Here is a 22,208-nt window from a genome sequence, read left to right as displayed (position 1 = left end):
CGTCGGTCACGCCGCCGCCCAGGTCCGGGCCAGGCCGTCGGCCAGGTCGACCTCGGGGGTCCAGCCCAGCAGCCGCCGGGCCAGCGCGGGGTCGCACACCCAGTCGGCGGTGTCCCAGCCACGCCCCGGGTGGGCGCCCGGCGCGGTCGCGATCGGGCGGCCGGTCACCCGCTCGGCGAGGGCCACCAGCTCGGCGGTGCCCGTCTGGACACCCGTCCCGATGTTCAGCACGGCGCCGGGGGGCAGGTCGTCGGCCACCGCTGCGCGGACGCAGGCCTCGACGACGTCCCCCACCCACACCCAGTCGCGCCGGCTGACGTGGGCCGGCAGCGGCACCGTGCCGCCGGTGCGGGCGGCGGCCATCACGACGGGGACCAGCCGGGTGGGGTGGTCACCGGGCCCGTACACCTGGAAGGCGCGGAGCACCGCCGCCCGGACCCCGCGTTCGGCCGCCGCCGCCTGCAGCAGCAGCGAGCCGGCGGCCTTGGTGGCGCCGAAGAAGCCGCGTGGCTCCAGCGCCGCGTCCTCGGCCAGCGGGTGCGGGGCGGCGGCGTACTCGGTGGAAGAGCCCAGCCGGACGACGGCCCGGCACCGGTCGGGCAGCGCGTCGACCAGCCAGGGGCTGGTGTTGACCGCCGTGGTGGCGGCGCGCTCCTCCGGCGTGGCCTTGGCGCGGCCGGCGGCGAGGGCGAAGACGACGTCCGGCTCCGCGGCCCGCACGGCGGCCGCGCCGGCGACGGGGTCGGCCAGGTCGACGTCCCGGCGGGTCAGCCCGGTGACCTGCCAGCCGTCGCGTTCCAGCCGCGTCACCAGGTGCCGGCCGACGAACCCGCCGGCGCCGGTCACGAGCGCTCTCACGCCGGTTGCGCGACCCGCGCTGGGACCTCCTGCGCCACCGCCCCGACGGCGTCGACGAACGCCCGGCGGGACGCGGCGGCGCGCTCGGCACCGGCCCGGCGGAGCCGGTCGAGGCCGTCGAGCAGGCGCGGCACCTCGACGAAGGGGTCGCGGCCGGCCATGTCCGCGGTGAACGAGCGGCGCAGGAACGTGAACTGCGCGTCGATCCGGACCAGTTCCGCGGCCAGCAGGTCACCGGGCACGGGGAACCCACCGCCCGGCAGCGTCAGGCCGCCCACCCCGAACGGCACGGTCACCTGCGCCCGGACCGCGTCCACCGTGCCGTCCACCAGCGGGGCGAACAACGCGGTGGACCGGCGGTCGATGCGCAGGTCGTTGAGGCCGACGTAGATCCGCGAGAGGGGACGGCGCGCGAGCTCCGCGATCCGGTCGACCGCGTCCTGCGTCTCGACCAGGATCCCCAGGCCGCACCGCCCGGCGACGAGCTCGAGCGCCCGGTCGACCTCCTCCGCGTCCCGCACCATGGGCAGCAGCAGCTCGTCGGCCCCGCGGGCGACCGCGTCGGCGACCTCGTCGGCGGTCCACGGACCGAACCCGTTGATGCGGCAGACCACGCGGCCCGGGGTCGCCGCCCGCATCCGCGACAGGTCCTCCGGGGTGTCCTCGTTGACCTGGGTGCCCTCCCCCGCCTGGCGACGCAGCTTGCCGCGCCGCTCCCAGTCGACGACGATCCCCGCCGCACCGGCGGCCACGACGTCGTGCCCGAAGCGGGGGTCGACGGTGAAGAGGAACAGGTCCATGCGCGGTAGCTTAGGCTTTCCTAACCAGCACGCGCGGCCGGGGCGCGGCGCGTCCCTCGGATCGCCGGATCAGCGACGACGACACGGCCGGCACGCGCGGGGTCCGGGTAGGCCAGCGCCGCGCCGGCCACCTCGATCGCGACCTCCTGCCCGGCCACGGGCAGCTCCGCGCCCTCCAGGCGGGCGGTCACCGTCCCCCCGTCGGGCAGCGTGAGCCACACGCGGGAGTCGTGCCCGTAGAAGTCCACCGCGTGCACCCGCGCCCGGGTCCCCGTGCCCAGCGGCGGGCCCAGCCGGAGCTGCTCCGGGCGGAGCAGGACGCGGGCCGGCCCGTCGGCCACCGCGCCGGCGACCGGGAGGTCGCCCAGGACGCAGCGCGCGCTGCCGTCCCGGATCTCGGCGTCGAGGACCACCGACTCGCCGACGAACGCGGCCACGTCGAGGTCGGCCGGGCGCCGGTAGAGCGTCCGCGGGTCGGTGAGCTGCACCAGCCGGCCGCCGCGCAGGACCGCCACCTGGTCGGCCGTGGACAGCGCCTCGGCCTGGTCGTGGGTGACCAGCACGGCGGTCGCGCCGGCGGCCGCGAGCGCGGTGACGACCGCCCGCCGCGTGTCCTCGCGCAGCGCGGCGTCCAGGGAGGAGAACGGCTCGTCGAGCAGGACGAGCGCGGGCTCGGGAGCCAGTGCCCGGGCGAGGGCGACGCGCTGCTGCTGCCCGCCGGAGAGCTGGTGCGGCGACCGGTCGGCCAGCCCGGCGTCCAGGCCCACCAGGGCCAGCAGGTCCGCCACCCGGCCCCGGTCGCCGCGCCGGCGCCGGGGCAGGCCGAAGGCGACGTTGCCGGCGACGCTGAGGTGGGGGAAGAGCCCGCCCTCCTGCGGCACGAAGCCGATCCCCCGCTGCCGGGCCGGCACGCCCCGCCCGGCGCCCGCGACGACGCGGTCGCCGAGGGCCACGGTGCCGCCGTCGGGGTCGTCGAACCCGGCGACGAGGCGCAGCAGCGTCGTCTTGCCGCAGCCGGACGGGCCGAGCAGCGCGGTGAACCCGCCGGCCGGCACGTGCAGGTCCACCCCGGTGAGCACCGGGGTGGCGCCGAAGGCCTTCGTCAGGCCGGTCACGGTGAGGGAGCTCATGGGGTCGGACCTCGTCGGGTGTCGCGGGAGAGCAGCACGGTGGCGGGCGCGGAGAGCAGCACCATCACGGCCGCGTAGGGGGCGGCGCCCCCGTAGGACAGCGCGCTGCTCGCCGACCAGAACGCGGTGGCGAGGGTGGCCGTGCCGGTGGGCGCGAGCAGCAGGGTGGCGGTGAGCTCGGTGACCACCGCGAGGAAGACCAGGGCCGCGCCCGCGCCCAGGCCCGGCGCGAGCAGCGGCAGGGTGATGCGGCGCAACCGGTCGAGCCCGGAGGACCCGAGGGAGGCGGCGACGTCGTCGTACAGGGGCGGGGACTGCTCGACCGCCGCGCGGACGGGGACGATCGCCCGGGGGAGGAAGAGGATCGCGTACGCGGCCAGCAGCACCGGGACGGTCTGGTAGAGCCACGGCGTCGCCCGGATGCTCAGCGTCACCAGGGCCAGCGCCACGACGATGCCGGGCAACGAGCTGCCCAGGTAGGTGGCCCGCTCCAGCAGCGTCGCCGTGCGCCCGCGGGCGCGGACGGCCAGCCACCCGGTGGGCAGCGCCATGGCCGTGGTGACCGCGGCCGCCGCGGCGGCCAGGGCCAGCGTCGTCCCGGTCGCAACGGCGAGCCCCGCCCAGTCCGCGCCGGCCGACGTGCCCTCGGCCAGCCAGTAGGCCAGCGCCCCCAGGGGGACCAGCAGCGCCAGGCCGACGAGCCCGGCGAGCGCCAGCAGCGCGGGGGTGGTCAGCGCCCGCAGCGGCACCGGCCGGACCGGGCGGGCCGCCCCGCGCCCGCTGCCGGCGTAGCCGCGGTGCCCCCGCAGCCGGACCTCGGCCAGCAGCAGGAGCAGGCACAGCAGGATCAGGACGCCGGCCAGCATCGTCGCCGCCGGGCCGTTGAAGGTGGCCCGGTACTGGTCGTAGATGGCGGTGGTGAAGGTCGGGTAGCGCAGCATCTGCAGCGCCCCGAACTCGGCCAGCACGTGGAGCGCCACGAGCAGTGAGCCGCCGAGCAGGGCCACCCGGAGCTGCGGGAGCTGCACCCGCCGGAAGACCGCCCACCCGGAGAGGCCCAGCCCGCGGGCCGTCTCCTCCAGCGCCGGGTCCAGGCCGCGGAAGGCGGCCACGACCGGCAGGTAGACGAAGGGGAAGTACGACAGCGAGACGACCAGCAGCGCCCCCGCGTAGGTGTCCAGGCCCGGCAGCAGGGAGATCCACGCGAAGCTGTTCACGAACGCCGGCACGGCCAGCGGGGCCACCAGCAGCACGTGCCACAGCCCGCGGCCCGGAACCGAGGAACGCGCCACCAGCCACGCCGCCCCGACGCCGAGGACCCCGCAGACCGCCACCGTCCCCGCGGCCAGCCGGGTCGTGTTCCAGAGCAGCTCGCCGACCCGGGGCCGGAGCACCAGCTCGCGGACGCCCGACCAGCCGACCTCGACGGTGTACCCCGCGATGTGGGCCAGCGGCAGGAGGGAGAGGGCCGCGACGCAGGCGGCCAGCGCGAGGGTGACCGGCGAGCGGCGCAGCGGTCGCCGCGCCGTGCCCGCGGACGCGCCGGAGCCCCGGACCACCGGCAGGACCGGCGCCCCGGGGCTCGGGCTGCGGAGCACGGGAGGGGTCAGAGCAGGCCCACTTCCTGCATGAGCTCGGTGACCTGCGGCGCGTCGAGCGAACCCGGGTCGACGTCGGGCGCCTGCAGCTCGGCCAGCGGGGGCAGCGCCTCGGCCGAGGAGACGCCCGACCCGACGGCGTACTCGAGGGCCCTGCTCCCGGCGAGCCGCTCCTGGGCCGCGCGGCCGGTGAGGTACTCGACCAGCTGCTGCGCCTGCTCGGGCTGGTCGGAGGAGGCCAGCACCCCGGCGCCCGAGACGCTGAGGAAGGCGCCCGGGTCCTGGTTGCGGAAGTAGTGGAGGGCGGCGTCGTCCCCGATGAGCCCGTCCTGCGCCTGGTCGCGGAACCAGTAGTAGTGGTAGGTGATGCCGACCGGGACCTCGCCCTCGTCGACCGCCTTCATGATGGCGGTGTTGCTCGCGTAGATCTCGGCGTTGTCCTCGAGACCGGCGAGCCACTCCCGGGTCGCCTCCTCGCCCTCCAGCGCCAGCACGGCGCTCACGATCGCCTGGAAGTCCGCACCGCCGGCGGCGATGCCGACGCGGCCCTCCCACGCGGGGTCGGCCAGTTCCAGCATCGAGGCCGGCAGCTCCTCCTCGCCGATCTCCGCCGGGTTGTAGATCAGCGTCGTCGAGCGGGCGGCGAACCCGACCCAGTTGCCCGAGGAGGGGCGGAACTGCGCGTCTACCTGGTCCAGGGTGGCCTGGTCCAGCGGCGCGAGCAGCCCGGCCCGGTCCACGGCGGAGATGGCGGGGCTGTTCTCGGTGAGGAAGACGTCGGCCGGCGAGGCCTCGCCCTCCTCGATGATCTGGTTGGCCAGCTCCGAGTCGTTGGCGTCGCGGAACTCCAGCTCGATGCCCGTCTCCTCGGTGAAGTCCTCGAGCATCGTGCGGACCAGGCTCTCGTGCTGGGCGCTGTAGACGGTGAGCGTGTCGGCGTCGGAGCTGCAGGCGGCCAGCGAGGCCGCGAGGGTGAGGGTGGAGACGACGACGGTCGTGCGCCCGGGCCTGGTCACGTGCATCCTCCTGGAGATAGGCGAGGCATACCTAAGCATGCCCCGCCCCGCGCCGACGAGCCGCCCACCTCCGCGCGCCGTGCGCTTCGATGGACGACGTGACGCGCCCCGCCGCCGGAGAAGGACGCCCCGGCCCGCCCGAGGACGACGCCGCGCTGCTCCGCGAGGCCGCGGACCGGCTGGAGGCGATCGCCGCGCGGACGACCGGGGGCGACTGGCACCTGGGCGGACTGCTGGCCAGCCGCCCGGAGGTCGTGGCCCACGGCCCCGGCGGCGGCACCGAGCACGTCGCCGAGGCACGTGCCCGCAGCGCTGCGTGGATCACCGCCCTCTCCCCCGCGGTCGCCGGCCCGCTGGCGGCGTGGCTGCGCGCGGCCGCGGCCGGGGACCCCTCGCCGGAGGCGGCCGCGGTCGCCCGCGTGCTGCTGCAGCGGCTGCCCTGATCCGGGGAGGCACCTCCGTGCCCGCGGGGTAGGGGACGCCGATGCAGCCCCCGCACGCCGGTCCCCCGCACCACCCCGTCCCCGAGGTCGACGACGCCCCGGAGCGGACCGGGCTGGCCCGGCGGCTGGACAAGCCGATGGGCGCGCTCGGCCTGGTGTTCGTGCTCGTCGTCCTGGGGCAGTCGCTGGCCCGGCAGCCCTGGCTGACCACCACGCTGAGCGTCGTCGGCTGGGTGCTCTGGGCGGTGTTCGTCGCCGAGTTCGCCTACCGGGCGGTCAGCGCCCGCGACCGGCGCCGGTTCTGGAAGCGGAACTGGTGGCAGGTGGTCTTCCTCGCGGTGCCGTTCCTGCGGTTCGCCCGCGCGCTGGTGCTGCTGCGAGCGGCGCGCGTCGGGGGCGTGGTGTCCGCGGCGGTCCGCGGCTCGCGGTCGGCGGGGCGTCTGCTCAGCGGCCGGATCGGCTGGCTCGGCGCGGTGACGACCGTGGTGGTGCTGGCGACCAGCCAGCTGCTGTACGTGCTCGGCGCCTACGACTCCTACGGCACCGCCCTCTACGACGCGGCCCTGGCCACGATCGTCGGGCAGCCGCTCACCGCCGACGGCGGGTTGGCCCGCGTCCTCGACATCGCCCTGGCGACCTACTCGGTGGCGGTCTTCGCGACGCTGGCCGGCGCGCTCGGGGCCTACTACCTGGAGCGGCGCGGCGGCGACGACGGTGCCGCACGGCAGGCGTGACCGCCCACGACGGGTGCCCCGCCGGCGGACCGGCGGGGCACCCGTGGACGCACCGGGGTCAGACCGGCTCGGCGCAGTAGATCGTGCCGGGCTCGGCCTCGTCGGCACCCACCCAGATGGCGCCGACGGCGGACTCGAAGTCGAGGCAGACGTCCTCGGCCAGGAAGTCGGCGTAGTTCAGCTCCTGCTCGTCGATGCCGACGATGCGGGCCTCGGCCTCGGCCGCCTCGCACTCGACGGTCTCGACCTCCTCGCCCTCGAGGTTGGCCACGCAGTCACCGACCTCGGGCTCACCACCGCCGAGCATGCTGAACAGCAGGCCCACGGCGACGAGGGCCACCAGGACGCCACCCACGGCCAGCAGCACCTTCTTGGCCGCGCCGCCCTTCTTCTCCGGCTGGCCCCACGGCGTCGCGCCGCCCTGCGGCGGCACCCAGCCGCCGGCGGGCTGACCCGGCTGCCCGGGCTGGTACGGCTGCCCGGGCTGGTACGGCTGCTGACCGGTCTGCTCGAAGGGCTGGTACGGCTGGCCGGGCTGCGCCGGCTGGCCGAACTGACCCGGCTGACCCGGCTGCTGGCCGAACTGACCGGGCTGACCCGGCTGACCCGGCTGGCCGAACGGCCCGGGCTGGCCCGGCTGCTGGCCCGACGGGTTCTGGTCCGGGCCGTTCCCGGGGTGGCTCATGGGTGCTCCTGAGTTCACTGGACGTGGTGCGTACCCGGGGATCCTTGCTCATCGGCGCCGCGCGGGAGCGCCGGTGGTGCGACCGGTGCCCCGGACGGGTCACGGCGGACGACGTGCACCCCACCCGTCCCGGCGACCCGCGGTCCGGGGCGTGCGCCCTCCCCCGGCGGGGTAGCCGCCCGGGATGAGCGACGACGTGACCTCCAGCGGGTTCGCCGAGCGGCTGGGCGCCCGGCCCGAACCGGACGGGGACGGCGCGGCCCGGATGGTGTTCGAGGTGACCGACGAGCACCTCAACCCGGCCGGCACGCTGCACGGCGGGGTGCTGGCGACGCTGGTCGACACCGCGATGGGCCAGGCGGTCCGCACCACCACCGAGGACGGGGAGGTGCCGCGACCAGCCAGCTGACGGTGACCTACCTGCGGCCGGGGACCACCGGGCAGGTGCAGGTGGCCGCCCGGCTGCGCACCCGCGGGGAGCACCTCACGGTCTGCGAGGCCGACGTGGAGCAGGACGGCCGCGCCCTGGTGCACGCCGTGGCGACCTTCGCCCTGCTGCACTCCTGACCGCGGTGGTCAGCCGGGCAGCGGCGCCGGCACCTCCAGGACGACGGCGGGCCCCGCCCCCTCGTTCTCGACGATCTCCTCGTCGTCGCCGGTGGTGCCCAGGGAGACGACGAGGATGTAGGTGAAGATGCCGAGGATCACCAGCAGGACGGCCAACGGGATCAGGATCTTGGCGCGGCGACGCCCCTCCGGGGAGCCCTCTCCCCCGCTCCGGTCGTCGTCACCGCGCTGGTGGGGCTGCGCCATGGGAGGTCCTCCTGCGGTCCGGGAACGGGTCGGCGACCGGTCGGCCACCCTCTCCTCCATGCCTAGGCGGCCGCTCGTCACGCCCCTCGATCGCGACCGGCACGCGGGCCGCGGGCGGAGGACGATCGGGGCATGACCACCGCTACCTGGAACGGCGTCGTCATCGCCGAGTCCGACGACGTCGTCACCGTCGAGGGCAACGCCTACTTCCCCCGCGACGCCGTCCGCGCCGACGTGCTGCGCCCGTCGGACAAGCACACCGTCTGCCCTTGGAAGGGCACCGCCTCCTACTTCACGCTGGAGGTCGACGGGCAGCAGAACCCGGACGCCGCCTGGTACTACCCCGAGCCGAAGGACGCCGCGCGGGAGATCACCGGCCGGGTGGCCTTCTGGCGGGGCGTCGACGTGCGCTGACGACTGCGCTCCCCCGGCTCAGCGGCCGGGGCGGGCGCCGGCGAGCTCGCGGGCCTTCTCGGCCGACGTGGCGTCGAGCTGTCGGTCGATCGACTCGGCGAAGGAGTCCCACGCCTGCTGCGGGGTGACGCCGAGCGCGGCGGCGATCTGCTCCCACTCCGCCCCGCCGCGCAGCGCGGCACGGATACCGGTCAGCTGGCTGTCGTGGGCGCGGCGCGAGACCACCTCGCCCAGGGCCAGGAGCTCGAGCGCCTCGTAGACGTCGAGCTGGGTCCCGGTGTCGCGCAGGGATGCCGACCAGTCGTCCTCGTCGTGGTCGCTGACGGTGTTCAGCGCGGTGTCGCCGTCGTCGCGGCGGCTCAGGAAGTCGAGCCGGGTCGCGGCCGTCGTCAGCGAGAACTCCGCCTCGAGGGCCTCAGGTGTGATGCTCATGGGTGCAGGCTTCCCCTTCGTCGTCGGCGCGCCAAACGCGGGAGGCGCGCGATCCCACCCACGCGGAGGACCCGCACCCCCGTGGGGATGCGGGCCCTCCGCGTGCGCGGCCCCGTTCGGTCCGGACGGGGCCCATGCCTCACTCGCTGACGCCCACGGCCTCCTTGGCCAGGGCGGCCAGCCGGGTCTGCGCGGCGCTGGCCACGTTCGACCGGTTCTTGTGGGTCTCCTCGTAGCGGATGATCACGTTGATGTCGTGCGGCGTCTGCAGCTGCTTGATCGCCTTCACGGCGTCCTGCACCGACATCGAGTCGTAGCCCTTGATCGGCAGCTCGTCGGCGGTGACGTCGCCGAGCTCCTCGCGGGCGGCGCGGGCCGTCTCGGCGGCCTCGTCGTTGCCCTCCCGCTGCGCGATCCGCTCGGCGCGGCGCAGCGAGGCGGCGCGGCCGACGGTGAGGGTCTCGCGGACCGCGCCGCTGATCGCGGATGCGCGGTCACCCACAGCGGAGAACCGCTCGGAGGTCTCCTCGCCGGCGTGGCGCACGGTGTCGACGGCGTTGTTCACCGTGTTCGCCCAGAAGCGGACCGGGGCGTTGACCGCGCGGGCGACGCCACCGGCCACCTTCTGCACCGGGGTCGGCTGCAGGGCGGCGGGGCCGCCCAGGGCCTCCTCGGCGAGGACGACGGTGAGCCACTCGACGGTCGCGCTGTGCGCCTCGACGAGCTTCTCGGCCAGGCGCCGGGTGCCGGTGTCCTCGGCGGTCTCGGCCAGCACCTTGAGGTAGGTGGCGCGGTCGAGCAGCTGGTGCTCCAGCTGGAGGTCCTGCAGCAGGGCCTCCTCGATGGAGGTGGTCTGCTCGAAGGTGGCCTTGAGGGCGGCGGAGAGGCGGCCGACCACCGGGGTCACGACGTCCGGGACACCGCCGAGGGCGCGCAGCCGCTCGGTGATCTCCAGCGAGCGGGCCGCGGCGTTGTCGGCGTTCTGGGTCAGCTCGCGGCGCACGGCGTCCGTGCGGGCCTGGCTGATCCGGGTGCGCGCGATCTGCTCCTCGGTCTGCGTGAGCAGGACGAGGGCGCGCAGCTGGTTGATCATCTTGGCATTGCTGTCGGTCATGGGTCTGTGTGTGCCCCGGATCCCCCCGGTGCTAACAACTGCAAGCGGATTGCTAGCAGTGACCCTGGTCACCCGGACGGGTGAACGCGTCCCGCCCGCGAGAAGGCGCCGCTCCCGCGGGGGAACGGCGCCCTCGGGGGCGGACCGGCGTCAGCCGACGCGGGTCTGCAACCGCTCGGCGGCCGGGGAGCGGCGCTGCTGGACGTCGAAGCGCAGCACCGGCTGGGTCATGTCGTCGGTGACCTCGTACGGCGGGCGCGGGGCGAGGCGGACCGGGCGGGGCGGCAGCGACGACGGCGGCATGGTCCTGCCGCAGCCGACGCAGAAGCGGCCTCGCTGGTGCACGGCTCCGCAGTGCGCGCAGTTCATGTCGTCTCCTCGGGGTCGGTACCGGCACGGACAGGGGGACCCTGGCAGCCGGCACCCCCCGCCGTCGCCCCCGTCTGACGGGTGGGACGAGCCGTTACGCGAAAGTCATGAACGTCGCGGTTCCGCAATCTGCGCTCACCGCCGGGATCAGCGGCCGGTCCAGCGGGGCGCGCGCTTCTCCAGCCGGGCGGCGATGCCCTCCCGGCGGTCCTCGCTGAGGTAGGGGTTGGGGCCGACGTCGAGCCGCAGCCCCTGCCAGAGCGGGAGCTCCAGGGCCTTGACCGCGGTCTCCTTCATCCGGCGGACCGAGATCGGCGCGTTCGCGGCGATCCGGTCGGCGAGCTCGAGCGCGGTGGGCAGCACGCGGGCGGGCTCCACCAGCCGGTTGACCAGGCCCCAGCGCTGCGCCTCGGTGGCGTCGACGGGGTCGCCGGTGAACAGCATCTCCAGCGCGATGCCGACCGGGATCCGCTTGGGCAGCACCACCGAGCCGAAGTTGGCCCCCATGCCGATCGCGGCCTCCGGCAGGGCGAACCGGACCGCAGGTGAGGCGATCCGCAGGTCGCAGGCGAGCGCGAGCTCGAACCCGCCGGCGACGGCCGGGCCGTTGAGCGCGGCGAGCACCGGCACCGGCGTCTCGGTGACCACCTCGAACAGCGAGCGCCCGGACCGGTTCATCGGCGGCCGGAACCGCTCGCCCCGCTCGTCGGCGGCGCGGATCTCCTTGAGGTCGAGCCCGGCGCAGAACGCCGGCCCCGTGCCGGTGAGGACGACGGCGCGCACGCCGTCCTCGACCACCCGGAGGAGCTCCTCCACGAGGTCGGCCTGCACCTCGGTGGAGAGGGCGTTGCGCCGCTCGGGGCGGTCGAGGGTGAGCACGCGGACGTGCCCGCGCTCCTCGACGACGAGTCCGGAGTCGTGCCGTCGCGTGGCGTCCATGCCGGGCAACCTCCCCCGCCGGCCGCCCGGCGGCAAGCCGGCCCTCGGTCACACCTCCAGGCACGTTGCGCTCTGCCCCGCCGGAGTGGGCAGAGCGCGAGGTTCTCGGAAGCACGACCCGTCCTGCGCCGGAGCCCCGCGCCACCCGTTCGCGCCGGGAGGACGCGACCCACGACGCCCCCCCTGCCCACCCGCCGCGCGCGCCATCGGCAGGACCCGCCGGGACCGGAACCGCCGGCCGCCTCCCGGTCAGTGATCCCGGGCAACGTCCGGCACCTCCCGTCACACCCGCCCCACCCGTCGGGGACCATGGGCGGACCAGTCCGTCCGACCCGGTAGACAGGTGACATGGAGAGCCCTGCCGACATCCAGCTCGGTGATGTCGTCGCGCCGCCGACGGTGGTCTCCATCGAGCTGACCTCCACCCCGGTGCTCAGCTACGCCCTCGCGCACAACCGCATCCCGGTCGTGTCGCGCCTGGCGCTCACCTCGGCCGGCACCCTGCGCGGGGCCACCGTGCGGCTCGTGGTGCGCGACGCCGAGGGGCCGATCGCGCAGCCGGTCGAGCTGCTCGCCGACGTCGACGCCGGCCGCACCACCGTGCTCACCGGCATCGGGCTGGTCATGGACCCGGCGGCGATGCTGCACGTCGAGGAGCAGCGCCCCGGCGTGGTCGACGTCGAGGTGTGGCACGACGACGTGCTGGTCGGCGAGGCCACCGCCCCGGTGCAGGTGCTCGCCGCCAACCAGTGGCTGGCCAGCCCGCTGCCCCTGGCGCTGGAGATGCTCGCCGCGCACGTCATGCCCAACCACCCGGCGGTCACCGGGCTGGTCGCCGAGGCGGCCGGGCTGCTCGAGGAGCGCACCGGCAGCGGCGCCCTGGTCGGCTACGCCGCCACCGCCGAGCGGGTGGACGAGGTCGTCGCCGCGCTGGCCGAGGCGCTGCGCCGCCGCGGGGTGCGCCACTCCGAGCCCCCGCTGAGCTGGGCCGACCTCGGCCAGCAGGTGCGCTCCCCCGGTGACGTCCTCACCTGGCGCGTCGCGACGCCGCTGGACGCCGTCGTCCTCCTCGCCGCCGCGCTGGAGCAGGCCGGCATCCGGCCCCTGCTGTGGCTGGCCGACGGGTCGGCGGGGGGCCGGGCCGGCGGTGCGCACGCTTTCCTCGGCTACTGGCGGGAGGAGCGCAGCTCCGAGTCCGCCGCCACCACCGACGCCGCCCCGCTGGTCAACCTGGTCGACCTCGGGCTGATCGGCCTGGTCGAGACCACGCTGCTCACCGGCGGCGGCGAGCCCGCTCCCGACCTGCACGCCCCGGCGTACGCGGGCTGGCTGTCCGGCGAGCTCGACCGCGTCCTGGGCGTCACCGACGTGCACCGGGCCCGGCGCGACGGCATCCTGCCGCTGCCGGCGCGCGCCCGGACGCCGGAGGGGCTGCTGCAGGTCGTCGAGTACCGCCCGGCCGAGCACAGCGCCCCGGCGGCGCTCCCCTCCCCGGCCGCGGGCACGGGCCCGCAGCGCCCCGAGGCCCCGCCGCGGGTGCAGCAGTGGAAGAACGCGCTGCTCGACCTGAGCCTGCGCAACCGGCTGATCAACTACACCGCGCGCGCCGGGCTGCCGCTGACCCTCCCCGCGAGCGCGCTGCCGATCCTGGACAACTTCCTCCACGACGGCACCCCGGTCACCCTGCTCCCCGGTGACCAGCTGGCCGCGGTCCAGACCGAGCGCGGGCTCACCGGCGCCGCGGAGCTGCCCGCCGACCAGCTGACCGAGAAGCTCGTCGAGCGCCGGGAGGTGCACGCCGACGTCACCACCGGTGGGTACCTGCCGCGGCTGCGCAACCTCGCCTACCGCGCGAAGACCGTGCAGGAGGAGACCGGCGCCAACAACCTGTACCTGGCGCTGGGCTCGCTGGTGTGGGAGCTGGACGGCCGGCCGCTGCGCTCGCCGCTGCTGCTGGTGCCGGTCGTGCTCGCCCCGGTGGGGCGCACCGGCTCCTACCGGCTGGCGCTTGACGAGTCCGGTGCGAGCACCCCCAACTTCTGCCTGCTGGAGAAGCTGCGCCAGCTGCACGGCCTGGTGGTGCCGGCGCTCAGCGACACCGCGGAGAGCACCCCCGACCTGGAGCGCGCCCTCGAGGCGGTGCGGGTCGCGCTGGTCGGCCACGGCCTGCCCTACCGGGTCGAGGCGACGGCGGACCTGGCGATCCTGCAGTTCGCCAAGTACCGGCTGTGGAAGGACCTCGACGAGCACTGGGGCGACTTCGCGGGCAACCCGCTGGTGCACCACCTCGTGCACGAGCCGACCGAGCCCTTCCTCGACCCGGCCCGCGACTCCGGCGCCCACGTCGACCTCGACGACCTCGCCGCCCGCCTGCCGGTGCCCGCCGACGCCTCGCAGCTGCGCGCGATCGCCGAGGCCTCCGCCGGGCGCACCTTCGTGCTGGAGGGCCCGCCCGGCACCGGCAAGTCGCAGACCATCACCAACCTGCTCACCCGCGCGGTCGCCGACGGCAAGCGGGTGCTGTTCGTCGCCGAGAAGCGCGCCGCGCTCGACGTCGTCGCCCGCCGGCTGGACGCCGTGGGCATGGGCATGTTCGCCCTCGACCTGCACGACAAGGGATCACGCGCGTCGATGGTGCGGGCGCAGATCCGGCTGGCGCTCGAGCACGCCGTCGCCGTCGACGAGCAGGGGCTGGCCGCCGACGGGGAGCGGCTGCGCTCGGCCCGCCGCCAGCTGGCCCGCTACGCCGACCGGCTGCACGCCGAGAACGCCGCCGGCCTGTCGCTCTACACCGCGCGCACCGCGGAGCTCACCGCCGGCACCGACGTCCCGGCCCTCCCGGTGCCGGAGCCGTTCGTGGCCAACGCGCCGGCCGAGGTGCTCACCGCGGTCCGCCGGGCGCTGGCCCTGCTGCCCGACATCGCCGACCTCACCCGGCCCTCGCGACGGCACCCGTGGGCGTTCGTCGACTCCCCCGAGATCGACCTGCCGGCGGCCCGCGAGGCGGCGTCGGAGGTGGACGCGGCGGTCCGCGAGGCCGCGGGCTTCCCGGAGCTCGGCGGGGTGCTGCGCCACGCCCGCACCCCCGAGGACCTCGACGGGCTGGTGCACCTGCTCTCCGGCCCCCCGGTCGGCCTCGACGTGCTCGACGAGACCTTCAGCGGTCGCTGGACGACCGCGACCGGGGCGGTGCTCGGCGAGGTGGCCGCGTTCACCGCCTTCCGGCACCCGGGTCTCGACGTCGCCGGGCCGGAGGCGCTGGGGCTGCCGCTGGCCGAGATCTACGTGCGCGCGCAGACGGCGGCGGCCTCGGGCTGGTGGGGCCGGCGCAAGCGGCTCGTCGCCGTCCGGGACGAGTTGGCCGGTTGCCTGCGCCCGGGGGCCAAGGTCCGCCCCAAGGACGTCCCGCTGCTGGTGGAGAACCTCTGGCGGGTGCGGACGGCTGTCCAGGGGATCGCCGGCCGGGCCGACTCGGTGCCCGGGCTGTCGGTCCCCGAGGGGTGGAACCCGTTCACCGACCCGGGGCTGCTGGAGCGCGAGGTCGAGTGGCTGCGCCGCGCCGGGGCCGCCGTCGACGGCTCCTCGGCCTTCCACGTGGCGCTGCGCAAGCTCATCGTCGCCGGCACGCCCGCCGCGCCGGCGCCCGCCGCGGCCGTCGCCCGGCTGCGCGACGCCGTCGTCGCGCTGCTCGCCGTCTGCCGCAGCTCGTCGGACCAGCTCGCGACGTGGGCCGGCGACGACGGCCTGGTGCTGCGCTGGTCGATGACCCGCCCCGAGCGCGGCGTCGAGAACTCGGTGCTCATGTCTCTGCGCCGCTGGGTCTCCTTCCTCGACACCCTGGAGCCGCTGCGCTACGCCGGGCTCTTCGACGCCCGCACCATGCTGATCACCGGCGAGGTCGCCGCCGACGACGCCGTGCGCGCGCTGGACCGCGGCCTGGCGACGGCGTCGGTCGCCGAGCGGCTGGGGGCCACCGGCCTGGACCTCTTCGACGTCGAGGCCCACGAGGCGGCGATCGTCCGCTTCACCGAGGCCTCGCGGGCCGTGCGCGCGCACCTGACCGAGGCGCTGCCGGCGTCGGTGCTGGCCGCCCGGCCGTTCGACGCCGCGATGGGCACCGGGCAGGTCGGCGCGCTGCAGCGGGAGCTGGCCAAGCAGCGCCGCGGGCTGGGCGTGCGGCAACTGCTGGCCCAGTACGGCGAACTGGTCACCGCCGTCATGCCGTGCGTGCTGGTGTCGCCGGACTCGGTGGCCCGCTTCTTCCCCGCGAAGGCCGGCCAGTTCGACCTGGTGGTCTTCGACGAGGCCTCGCAGATCCGGGTGGCCGACGCGATCGGCGCACTGGGCCGGGCGAGGGCCGCGGTCGTCGTCGGCGACTCCAAGCAGATGCCGCCGACGTCGTTCCTCGAGCCGACGGCGCCCGCGAGCGAGGACTCGGTGGAGGTCGTGGAGACCGCCGTCGAGGACGAGGAGTCGATCCTCGGCGAGTGCGTGCAGGCGCGGGTGCCGCGGCACTGGCTCTCCTGGCACTACCGCAGCCAGGACGAGTCGCTCATCGCCTTCTCCAACGCCCAGTACTACGACAGCCGGCTCTCCTCCTTCCCCGCGCCGACGCACGGCCGCGCCGCGGCCGACGCGGACGGGCGCGGCGTCTCGCTGGTGCGGGTGCCCGGGACGTTCCACCGCTCGGGGGCCGGCCGGCTGCTGCGCACCAACCCGATCGAGGCCAAGGCGATCGTCGCGGAGATCCGCCGCCGGTTCGACGCGGTGCCGCAGTGGGACGGCATCGACGCCGTCCCCTCGATCGGCGTGGTCACCTTCAACGCGCAGCAGCGCTCCTACATCGAGGCGCTGCTGCGCGACGCCGACGACGACCGGCTGGCCGCCGCGCTGGACCGCACCGACGGCGAGGGGCTGTTCGTCAAGAACCTCGAGAACGTGCAGGGCGACGAGCGCGACGTCGTCTTCTTCTCCACCGGCTTCTCCCCCACCGCCGACGGCACGCTGCCGCTGAACTTCGGTCCGCTCAACCGGCAGGGCGGCGAGCGGCGGCTGAACGTGGCGATCACCCGGGCCCGCCGCCAGGTCGTCGTCTTCTCCTCCTTCGACCCCGCGCAGCTGCGGGCCGAGGAGACCTCGTCGGTGGGCATCAAGCACCTGCGGGCCTACCTCGACATGGCCGAGCAGGGCACCGACGTGCTGCCGCGCTCGCCGCGGTCGGCCGCCGTCGTCGACCGGCACCGTGAGCAGATCGCGGCCGGGCTGCGCGAGCGCGGGCTGGTGGTGCGCACCGACGTCGGGCTGTCGGAGTTCCGCGTCGACCTGTCGGTGAGCCGCGCCGCCGACCCGGCGACGCCGCTGATGGCGGTGCTGCTGGACGGGCCGGCCTGGGCGCGCCGGGGCACCGTCGGCGACCGCGACGGCCTGCCGCCGGAGGTGCTCGGCGACATGCTGCGCTGGCCGGTCGTGCAGCGGGTGTGGCTGCCGGCGTGGCTGGCCGACCCGACGCCCGTGCTCGACCGGCTGGTGGCGGCGGTCGACGCCGCCCCGGCGCCCAGCCGGGCGGCCGTGGCGCCGGTGCCGCTGCCGACGGCCGCGGTGGAGTCGTTCAAGGGCGTGGCGGCGCTGCGCTCCTCGGTGACGTCGATGGCGGTGCCCGCGGTGACCGCGCGCCCGGCGCCGAAGCCGGCGGCCGCCGCGAAGCCCGCGGCCGCCCCCGTGCTGGAGGGCGAGACGCCGTTCGTCCCGTGGATCCCGAAGACAGCGGGCGAGAAGTCGGTGCTCGACGAGCTGCCCGTGTCGAAGGCGGCGCGCGCGGTGCGGCGGGTGATGGTCGCCGGCATCAAGGCCGAGGGACCCATCCACGTCGACCGGCTGGCCAAGCTGACCGTGGGCGCGTTCGGCCTCAACCGGGCCACCGAGGCGCGCAAGCAGGTGCTGCTCTCGCTGCTGCCGCCCTCGGCCGTCGACGGCGACCACCTGTGGCCGGAGGGGGTCGACCGGGCCACCTGGACGGGGTTCCGCCGCCAGGTGTCGAGCACCGACCGGCCGATCGAGCACGTGGCGCCGGAGGAGATCGCCAACGCGATGGCGGCGCTGTGCCGGGCCGCGGCCGGGATGCGGCGCGAGGAGCTGCTCACCGCGACCGCCACGGTGTTCGGCTACAAGCGGCGGGCCGCATCGGCGACCCCGGTGCTGGAGAAGGCGCTGGCCGCAGCGCTGGACGCCGGCCGGCTCACCGAGTCCGCCGACGGCCTGCTCACCGGCTGACCGGTCCGCGCCGGGGCCGGTTCACAGCCGGGTCCGCGGCGAGGACAGTAGGGGTCGCGGCGATGCCGCAGGGGCGTCGCCTGATCCGAGAGGAGTGGGTGGCATGTACGCCCGGTCCACCACCCTGAGCAACGTCCGCGACATGGACGACGGGATCACCTACGTCCGGGACACCGTGATGCCCGCGATCGAGGGGATGAGCGGCTGCGTCGGCATGTCGATGATCTGCGACCGGCCCGGTGCCCGGTGCATCGTCACGACGGCGTGGGCCGACGACAGCGCCATGCACGCCAGCGCCGAGAGCGTCCGGGACATGCGGAACCACGCCGCGGAGGTCTTCGGGGCCGTGGCCGAGGTGGACGAGTGGGAGATCGCGCTGCTGCACCGCCGCACCTCGGCGCCCGAGGGTGCCTGCACCCGGGTGACCTGGACGCGCGGGGACCCGGCGCAGACCGACCGTTCGGTGGACGCGGTGCGGACGGGGGTGCTGCCGCGCCTGGACGAGCTGCCGGGATTCTGCAGCGTGAGCCTGCTGGTCGACCGGCGGACCGGGCTGGGTGCGCTGGCCGCCACGTACGCCAGCCGGCACGACATGGAGGCCTCGGCGGAGACGGTGCGCGGCATGCGGGAGCAGATCACCCGCGAGCTGGGCATGGAGGTGACCGGCATGGCCGAGTTCGACATGGTGCTGGCCCACCTGCGGGTGCCCGAGACGGTGTGAGGCCCGGCGGCGGGGAGGTTGCGGCCCCGAGGTGGCGCACCTCCCCCGGCCGCTCTGCCTCTGGGTGGGCGTGCACCCAGAGGCGGAGCCTCCGCGGGAAGCCCCCACCAGACGCACCTGCTCCTACCGCAGTAGCGCTCTGCCCCGCCGGAGTGGGCACAACGCGAGCGCACCAGGCACCTCCCCCTACGGCAGTAGCCCTCTGCCCCGCCGGAGTGGGCACAACGCGAGCGCACCAGGCACCTCCCCCTACCGCAGTAGCCCTCTGCCCCGCCGCAGTGGGCACAACGCGAGCGCACCAGGCACCTCCCCCTACCGCAGTAGCGCTCTGCCCCGCCGGAGTGGGCACAGCCCTACATCCCCCGGGTGGTAGGTGGTCCTCCCTCGCCGCGGCGACTGGCACCGCACGCCGCGCGTTCGACCGCACGGGGCTCAGCGCACGGCGACCGCGCCCGTCCGCACCGGCACCAGCTCCACCCAGGTCGTGCCCGGCGCGAGCAGCACCGGGGTGCCGTCCGCCCCGGCCAGCGCCACCGGTTCGCCCGCCGAGCCCTTCGCCCACGTCGCGGCGAGCGTCTTCCCACCCGTCGCCACCAGCGCCTCTCCGCCGCCGACCATCACCGTCTCCGGCACCGGGTTCCCCGCGGGGTCGGTGGCCGAGGTGTTCACCACCTCCACCCGCAGCACCACGACGTTCGTGGCCCGCAGCGGCGTCCCGTCGGCCTCGACCGCGGGGATTCCGGCCTCGGCGCGCACCCAGCGACCGTCGGGCGGGCTCCAGGTCCAGCTCGGCCGGCTGATGCCCGAGAGCCTCAGGTCCAGCACGCCGGTGGGTGCACCGGCGACGACGGCGCTCGCCTGCGCACCATCGGGCGCGAGCAGGAACTGGCCGGGCGGCGCGGCCAGGTGCGCGGGATCGGCCTGGGCCAGCAGCGCCTGCGGGTCGGCGTAGACGTCGTGCGGCGCGGATCGCCCGGCCAGCCGGTGGAAGCCGCCGGCACCACGGTCGCGGCTGATCACCTGCAAGCCCGCCGCGGCGATCGCGTCCACGTAGGGCCGCTGTCCACCCGAGAAGGCGAACACGCCGCGCAGCGGGGCCGCGATCGCCGGGTCCATCGGCCGCACCGAGCGCACCGGCCCGATCTCCGCCGGCACCGTGGAGTGGTACACGGCGACGAAGCGCGGGATGCCGCCCTCGACCACCTGCTCCCACACCAGGTCGGCGGCGTTCAGCCCGGTCTGCGGGCGGGCGTCCACCGAGTTCTCGATCTTCACCGCGAGGGCCGGCCGCTCCGCGTAGGCACCGGCGCTGTCCACGCCGGTGAGCGGCCACAGCACGGGCGGGGGCGGCGGCGGAGGCGGTGGGGCCGGTGTCGGTGTCGGCGTCGGGCTCGTCGTCGGTGCCGCGACCGGGGCCGGGGCGGCGGGGGCGCCGCACGCGGTCAGCGCCACCGCGGCGAGCAGCGCCGCCGCCAGCCGGCGACCCCGGCGCCCCCGACGGCCTTGCGCTCGGGCGGCGGTCGGTGGCACGGACGGCTCCCCGGTCGGCGGGACGACCGGCGGACGCGCGGTCGTCCGCGGAACGCTAGGCCCGAGCACGGTGCCCACGGCCGCGGCGCTGCGCCGCCGCCGGGATCGTGTCGCGGCCGTGACCCGCCTCAGGTGCGGGCGAGCGCCAGCAGCGTGACGTCGTCGGTGCGCGGCGGGTCGAGGGCGGCGAGCACCGCGTCGACCAGCGCCTGCGGCGCCACCGGACCACCGGCGACGGCGGCCCGCAGCTCGTCCAGGCCGGCGCTCAGCCCGCCGCGGCCGCGCTCGACGAGCCCGTCGCTGACCAGCAGCAGGCGGTCGTCGCCGGCCAGGGTCAGCCGGAGCTCCCGGTAACCGGCGGCGTCCAGCAGCCCCAGCGCCGGCCCCCGGCCCTCGTGCAGGTACTCGGCCCCGCCGCCGGTGGCGTGCAGCACCGGCAGGTGGCCGGCGTTGGCGATCACCACCTCCCCGGTGGCCGGGTCGAGCTCGGCGACGACGGCGGTGGCGAGCTCGCCGGGCAGCAGCGCCCCGATGACCTCGTTGAGCCCGTCGAGCGCGGCGGCCGGGCCGACGGCGCGCAGCAGGTGGGCGCGCAGCGCGTGCCGGAGCTGGGCGGTGATCGCGGCGGCGGCCAGCCCGTGCCCGGCGACGTCGCCCACCACGACCGACACCCGGCCGCCCGGCAGCGGCACCAGGTCGTACCAGTCACCGCCGACGACGTCGTCCGCGCTGGGCAGGTACCGGGCGGCCAGGTCCAGGCCGGGCACCTTCGGCAGCTGGTCGAGCAGCAGGGTGCGCTGCAGGGCGGTGGCCAGCCGGTTGTCCTCCGTCGCGCGGCTGGCCGCGGTCTCGGTGAGCAGGGCGGCCAGGCCGCGGGCCGCCTCCACCTCGTGGTCGAGCCACGGCTGGGAGCGCTCCCGCACCGTCTCGCTCCACGCGTCGAACGAGCGGCGCGGGCTCAGCCGCGGCCCGGCGTCGGTCTGCGCCGTCTTGGAGGTGTACGGGTTGCCGCCCCAGGTGATCTCGCGCAGCGTCTCCGGCCGGAACCAGGCGAGGTAGTCGCCGCGGCCGCCGGCCACCTCGGCGACCAGCACGCCGCTGGCCGTGGCGGCGAGGTCCGCCGCCGCCGGGACGACCCGGCTGACCGCGTCCGTGGCCCGGACCCCGGCGGCCAGCAGGTCGGCGACCAGCGGGCCGATCCGCTCGGCGGGCGGCGTCGTCCCCAGCAGGTGCAGCTGGCCGCCGAGCCGCACCGCGACGCCCGCGGCGGGCAGCAGGTCCAGCGCGGTGACCTCCCCGTCGGTGAGCGCGGCGGCCAGGCTGCGCGGGGTGCGGCCGACCACCGCCGCCAGCTCGGCCTGCCGCTGCGCCACCTCGACGACGTCGCCCTGCTCCCCGGTGACGACCTGCGTGGGCAGCAGCAGCGAGGCGGTACGGCCGAGGAACTCCGCCGCGGTGCGGTCGGTGTAGGAGGGCCGGTGCGGGCCGGCGTAGTGGTGGCAGGCGATGAGGCCCCACAGCTTCCCGCGGTCGACCAGCGAGATCGACATGGAGGCGCGCACCCCCATGTTGGCCAGGTACTCCAGGTGCACCGGCGAGACGCTGCGCAGCATGGCGCCGGAGAGGTCGAGGGGGCGCCCGCCGACCGTCGGGGGCTCCAGCGGCACCGGCCGGTAGCCGGCGTCGGGGATCAGCCGCATCCAGTTGGTCGCGTACAGCGCCCGCGCCTGGGCCGGGATGTCGCTGGCCGGGAACCAGAGGCCGAGGAAGGGCTCGAGGTCCGCTCGCCGGTCCTCGGCGATGACCTCGCCGTTCCACTCCGGGTCGAAGCGGTAGACCATCACCCGGTCGAAGCCGGTCAGCGCGCGGACGTCGCGGGCCAGGACGGCGGAGAGATCGTCGAGCGTCGCGCTGGCCGACAGCCGCTGCAGCACGGTGGGCAGCCGGCGGTGCCAGGCCGTGCCGGCCTCCCCCGCGCCCCGGACCGGCTCCCACTCGGTGACCAGCAGCCCGTCGGCCCGGTGCACCACGAGGTCGACCTCTGCCCCGGCCACCCATACACGCAGCGGGTTCAGCTCGGCGAGGTCGCCGGCGAGCCCGGCCCGCAGGCGGCCGGCGCCGGCGGGGTCGAGCAGCGCGTCCAGGGTGCGGCCGGCGACCGGGCCCCCGAAGAGCTCCGCCGCGTTGCCGGAGGCGACGACGACCGCGAGGTCCGGCTCGGTGACCGCCAGCAGCGCGCCGTGCGGCTGCACCGCACCCGGGACGGCGATCGGCTCCTCGGCGCAGCGGGCCAGCGCCTCGTCGTCGACGGTGGGCGCCGGGCCGGGCGCGGGGCTGGTCAC

At 76.1% G+C, this 22,208-nt stretch carries 20 protein-coding genes; 7 read left to right on the top strand and 13 right to left on the bottom strand.

From position 1 onward, the window contains the following. Positions 1 to 6 precede the first annotated feature (6 nt). The 5 genes from E9529_RS06970 to E9529_RS06950 are packed head-to-tail and all read right to left on the bottom strand — an operon-like array spanning position 7 to position 5,408. A complete protein-coding gene (locus tag E9529_RS06970; RefSeq protein WP_236830414.1) occupies positions 7 to 858 on the bottom strand; it encodes an NAD(P)-dependent oxidoreductase in 852 nt (283 codons plus the stop codon). Next, positions 855 to 1,658 (bottom strand): aldolase/citrate lyase family protein, encoded by an 804-nt coding sequence (locus tag E9529_RS06965; RefSeq protein WP_236830413.1) that lies wholly within the window; start codon positions 1,656 to 1,658, stop codon positions 855 to 857. The genes E9529_RS06970 and E9529_RS06965 overlap by 4 nt, the downstream gene beginning before the upstream one ends. A gap of 20 nt (positions 1,659 to 1,678) precedes the next feature. After that, the gene (locus tag E9529_RS06960; protein WP_236830412.1) at positions 1,679 to 2,788 is read right to left on the bottom strand and encodes an ABC transporter ATP-binding protein; all 1,110 of its coding nucleotides are present in this window, start codon (positions 2,786 to 2,788) and stop codon (positions 1,679 to 1,681) included. Next, positions 2,785 to 4,386: an iron ABC transporter permease gene (locus tag E9529_RS06955; protein WP_236830411.1), complete on the bottom strand. Its 1,602-nt coding sequence runs from the start codon at positions 4,384 to 4,386 to the stop codon at positions 2,785 to 2,787. Before E9529_RS06955 ends, E9529_RS06960 begins: the two co-directional genes overlap by 4 nt. 8 nt (positions 4,387 to 4,394) lie before the next feature. Beyond that, positions 4,395 to 5,408: an iron ABC transporter substrate-binding protein gene (locus E9529_RS06950; RefSeq protein ID WP_236830410.1), complete on the bottom strand. Its 1,014-nt coding sequence runs from the start codon at positions 5,406 to 5,408 to the stop codon at positions 4,395 to 4,397. A 92-nt stretch (positions 5,409 to 5,500) separates the two neighbouring features. Between E9529_RS06950 and E9529_RS06945 the strand changes: the two genes are divergently transcribed. Together E9529_RS06945 and E9529_RS06940 are read left to right on the top strand one after the other, a co-directional pair. Then, entirely contained in the window at positions 5,501 to 5,845 is a 345-nt protein-coding gene (locus tag E9529_RS06945) for a hypothetical protein (RefSeq protein WP_236830409.1), read from the top strand. A gap of 41 nt (positions 5,846 to 5,886) precedes the next feature. Continuing rightward, the gene (locus E9529_RS06940; RefSeq protein WP_236830408.1) at positions 5,887 to 6,579 is read left to right on the top strand and encodes a hypothetical protein; all 693 of its coding nucleotides are present in this window, start codon (positions 5,887 to 5,889) and stop codon (positions 6,577 to 6,579) included. 58 nt (positions 6,580 to 6,637) lie between these two features. On the opposite strand, the gene E9529_RS06935 is transcribed toward E9529_RS06940, so the two are convergent. Then, a complete protein-coding gene (locus E9529_RS06935; protein WP_236830407.1) occupies positions 6,638 to 7,264 on the bottom strand; it encodes a hypothetical protein in 627 nt (208 codons plus the stop codon). Between the two features lie 184 nt (positions 7,265 to 7,448). On the opposite strand from E9529_RS06935, the gene E9529_RS06930 reads away from it, so the two are divergent. Further along, positions 7,449 to 7,673 carry a PaaI family thioesterase gene (locus tag E9529_RS06930; RefSeq protein WP_236830406.1) on the top strand — a complete coding sequence of 75 codons (225 nt, stop codon included), beginning with the start codon at positions 7,449 to 7,451 and terminating at the stop codon, positions 7,671 to 7,673. A 2-nt stretch (positions 7,674 to 7,675) separates the two neighbouring features. Further along, the gene (locus E9529_RS06925; RefSeq protein WP_236830405.1) at positions 7,676 to 7,831 is read left to right on the top strand and encodes a thioesterase family protein; all 156 of its coding nucleotides are present in this window, start codon (positions 7,676 to 7,678) and stop codon (positions 7,829 to 7,831) included. Between the two features lie 9 nt (positions 7,832 to 7,840). Here E9529_RS06925 and E9529_RS06920 read toward each other — a convergent pair whose 3' ends face one another. After that, on the bottom strand, positions 7,841 to 8,077 hold the full coding sequence (locus tag E9529_RS06920) for a hypothetical protein (protein ID WP_236830404.1): 237 nt from the start codon (positions 8,075 to 8,077) through the stop codon (positions 7,841 to 7,843). 132 nt (positions 8,078 to 8,209) lie between these two features. Between E9529_RS06920 and E9529_RS06915 the strand changes: the two genes are divergently transcribed. Further along, positions 8,210 to 8,491 carry a DUF427 domain-containing protein gene (locus E9529_RS06915; protein WP_236830403.1) on the top strand — a complete coding sequence of 94 codons (282 nt, stop codon included), beginning with the start codon at positions 8,210 to 8,212 and terminating at the stop codon, positions 8,489 to 8,491. An 18-nt stretch (positions 8,492 to 8,509) separates the two neighbouring features. Here the strand turns inward: E9529_RS06915 and E9529_RS06910 are convergent, their stop codons facing one another. The 4 genes from E9529_RS06910 to E9529_RS06895 all read right to left on the bottom strand — a co-directional run bounded on the left by E9529_RS06910 (position 8,510) and on the right by E9529_RS06895 (position 11,345). Next, positions 8,510 to 8,923: a hypothetical protein gene (locus E9529_RS06910; RefSeq protein ID WP_236830402.1), complete on the bottom strand. Its 414-nt coding sequence runs from the start codon at positions 8,921 to 8,923 to the stop codon at positions 8,510 to 8,512. Between the two features lie 139 nt (positions 8,924 to 9,062). Beyond that, on the bottom strand, positions 9,063 to 10,037 hold the full coding sequence (locus E9529_RS06905; RefSeq protein WP_236830401.1) for a ferritin-like domain-containing protein: 975 nt from the start codon (positions 10,035 to 10,037) through the stop codon (positions 9,063 to 9,065). Between the two features lie 150 nt (positions 10,038 to 10,187). Beyond that, positions 10,188 to 10,406, bottom strand: coding sequence for a hypothetical protein (locus E9529_RS06900; RefSeq protein WP_236830400.1), 219 nt, complete (start codon positions 10,404 to 10,406; stop codon positions 10,188 to 10,190). A gap of 147 nt (positions 10,407 to 10,553) precedes the next feature. Beyond that, positions 10,554 to 11,345, bottom strand: a complete 792-nt coding sequence (locus E9529_RS06895) for an enoyl-CoA hydratase/isomerase family protein (protein ID WP_236830399.1) — start codon at positions 11,343 to 11,345, stop codon at positions 10,554 to 10,556. Between the two features lie 348 nt (positions 11,346 to 11,693). Here E9529_RS06895 and E9529_RS06890 point away from each other — a divergent pair, with 348 nt between their 5' ends. Both E9529_RS06890 and E9529_RS06885 read left to right on the top strand, forming a co-directional pair. Beyond that, on the top strand, positions 11,694 to 17,615 hold the full coding sequence (locus tag E9529_RS06890; RefSeq protein WP_236830398.1) for a DUF4011 domain-containing protein: 5,922 nt from the start codon (positions 11,694 to 11,696) through the stop codon (positions 17,613 to 17,615). A 103-nt stretch (positions 17,616 to 17,718) separates the two neighbouring features. Next, positions 17,719 to 18,336 carry a hypothetical protein gene (locus tag E9529_RS06885; protein WP_236830397.1) on the top strand — a complete coding sequence of 206 codons (618 nt, stop codon included), beginning with the start codon at positions 17,719 to 17,721 and terminating at the stop codon, positions 18,334 to 18,336. Between the two features lie 432 nt (positions 18,337 to 18,768). Here E9529_RS06885 and E9529_RS06880 read toward each other — a convergent pair whose 3' ends face one another. Then, positions 18,769 to 19,653, bottom strand: a complete 885-nt coding sequence (locus E9529_RS06880) for a DUF3048 domain-containing protein (protein ID WP_236830396.1) — start codon at positions 19,651 to 19,653, stop codon at positions 18,769 to 18,771. A 341-nt stretch (positions 19,654 to 19,994) separates the two neighbouring features. Then, positions 19,995 to 22,208, bottom strand: a complete 2,214-nt coding sequence (locus E9529_RS06875) for a SpoIIE family protein phosphatase (protein ID WP_236830395.1) — start codon at positions 22,206 to 22,208, stop codon at positions 19,995 to 19,997.

This window comes from Blastococcus sp. KM273128 (genome assembly GCF_021698975.1).
In the GTDB taxonomy this organism is placed as follows: Bacteria; Actinomycetota; Actinomycetes; order Mycobacteriales; family Geodermatophilaceae; genus Blastococcus.
This window is presented reverse-complemented; position numbering and strand designations above follow the sequence as displayed.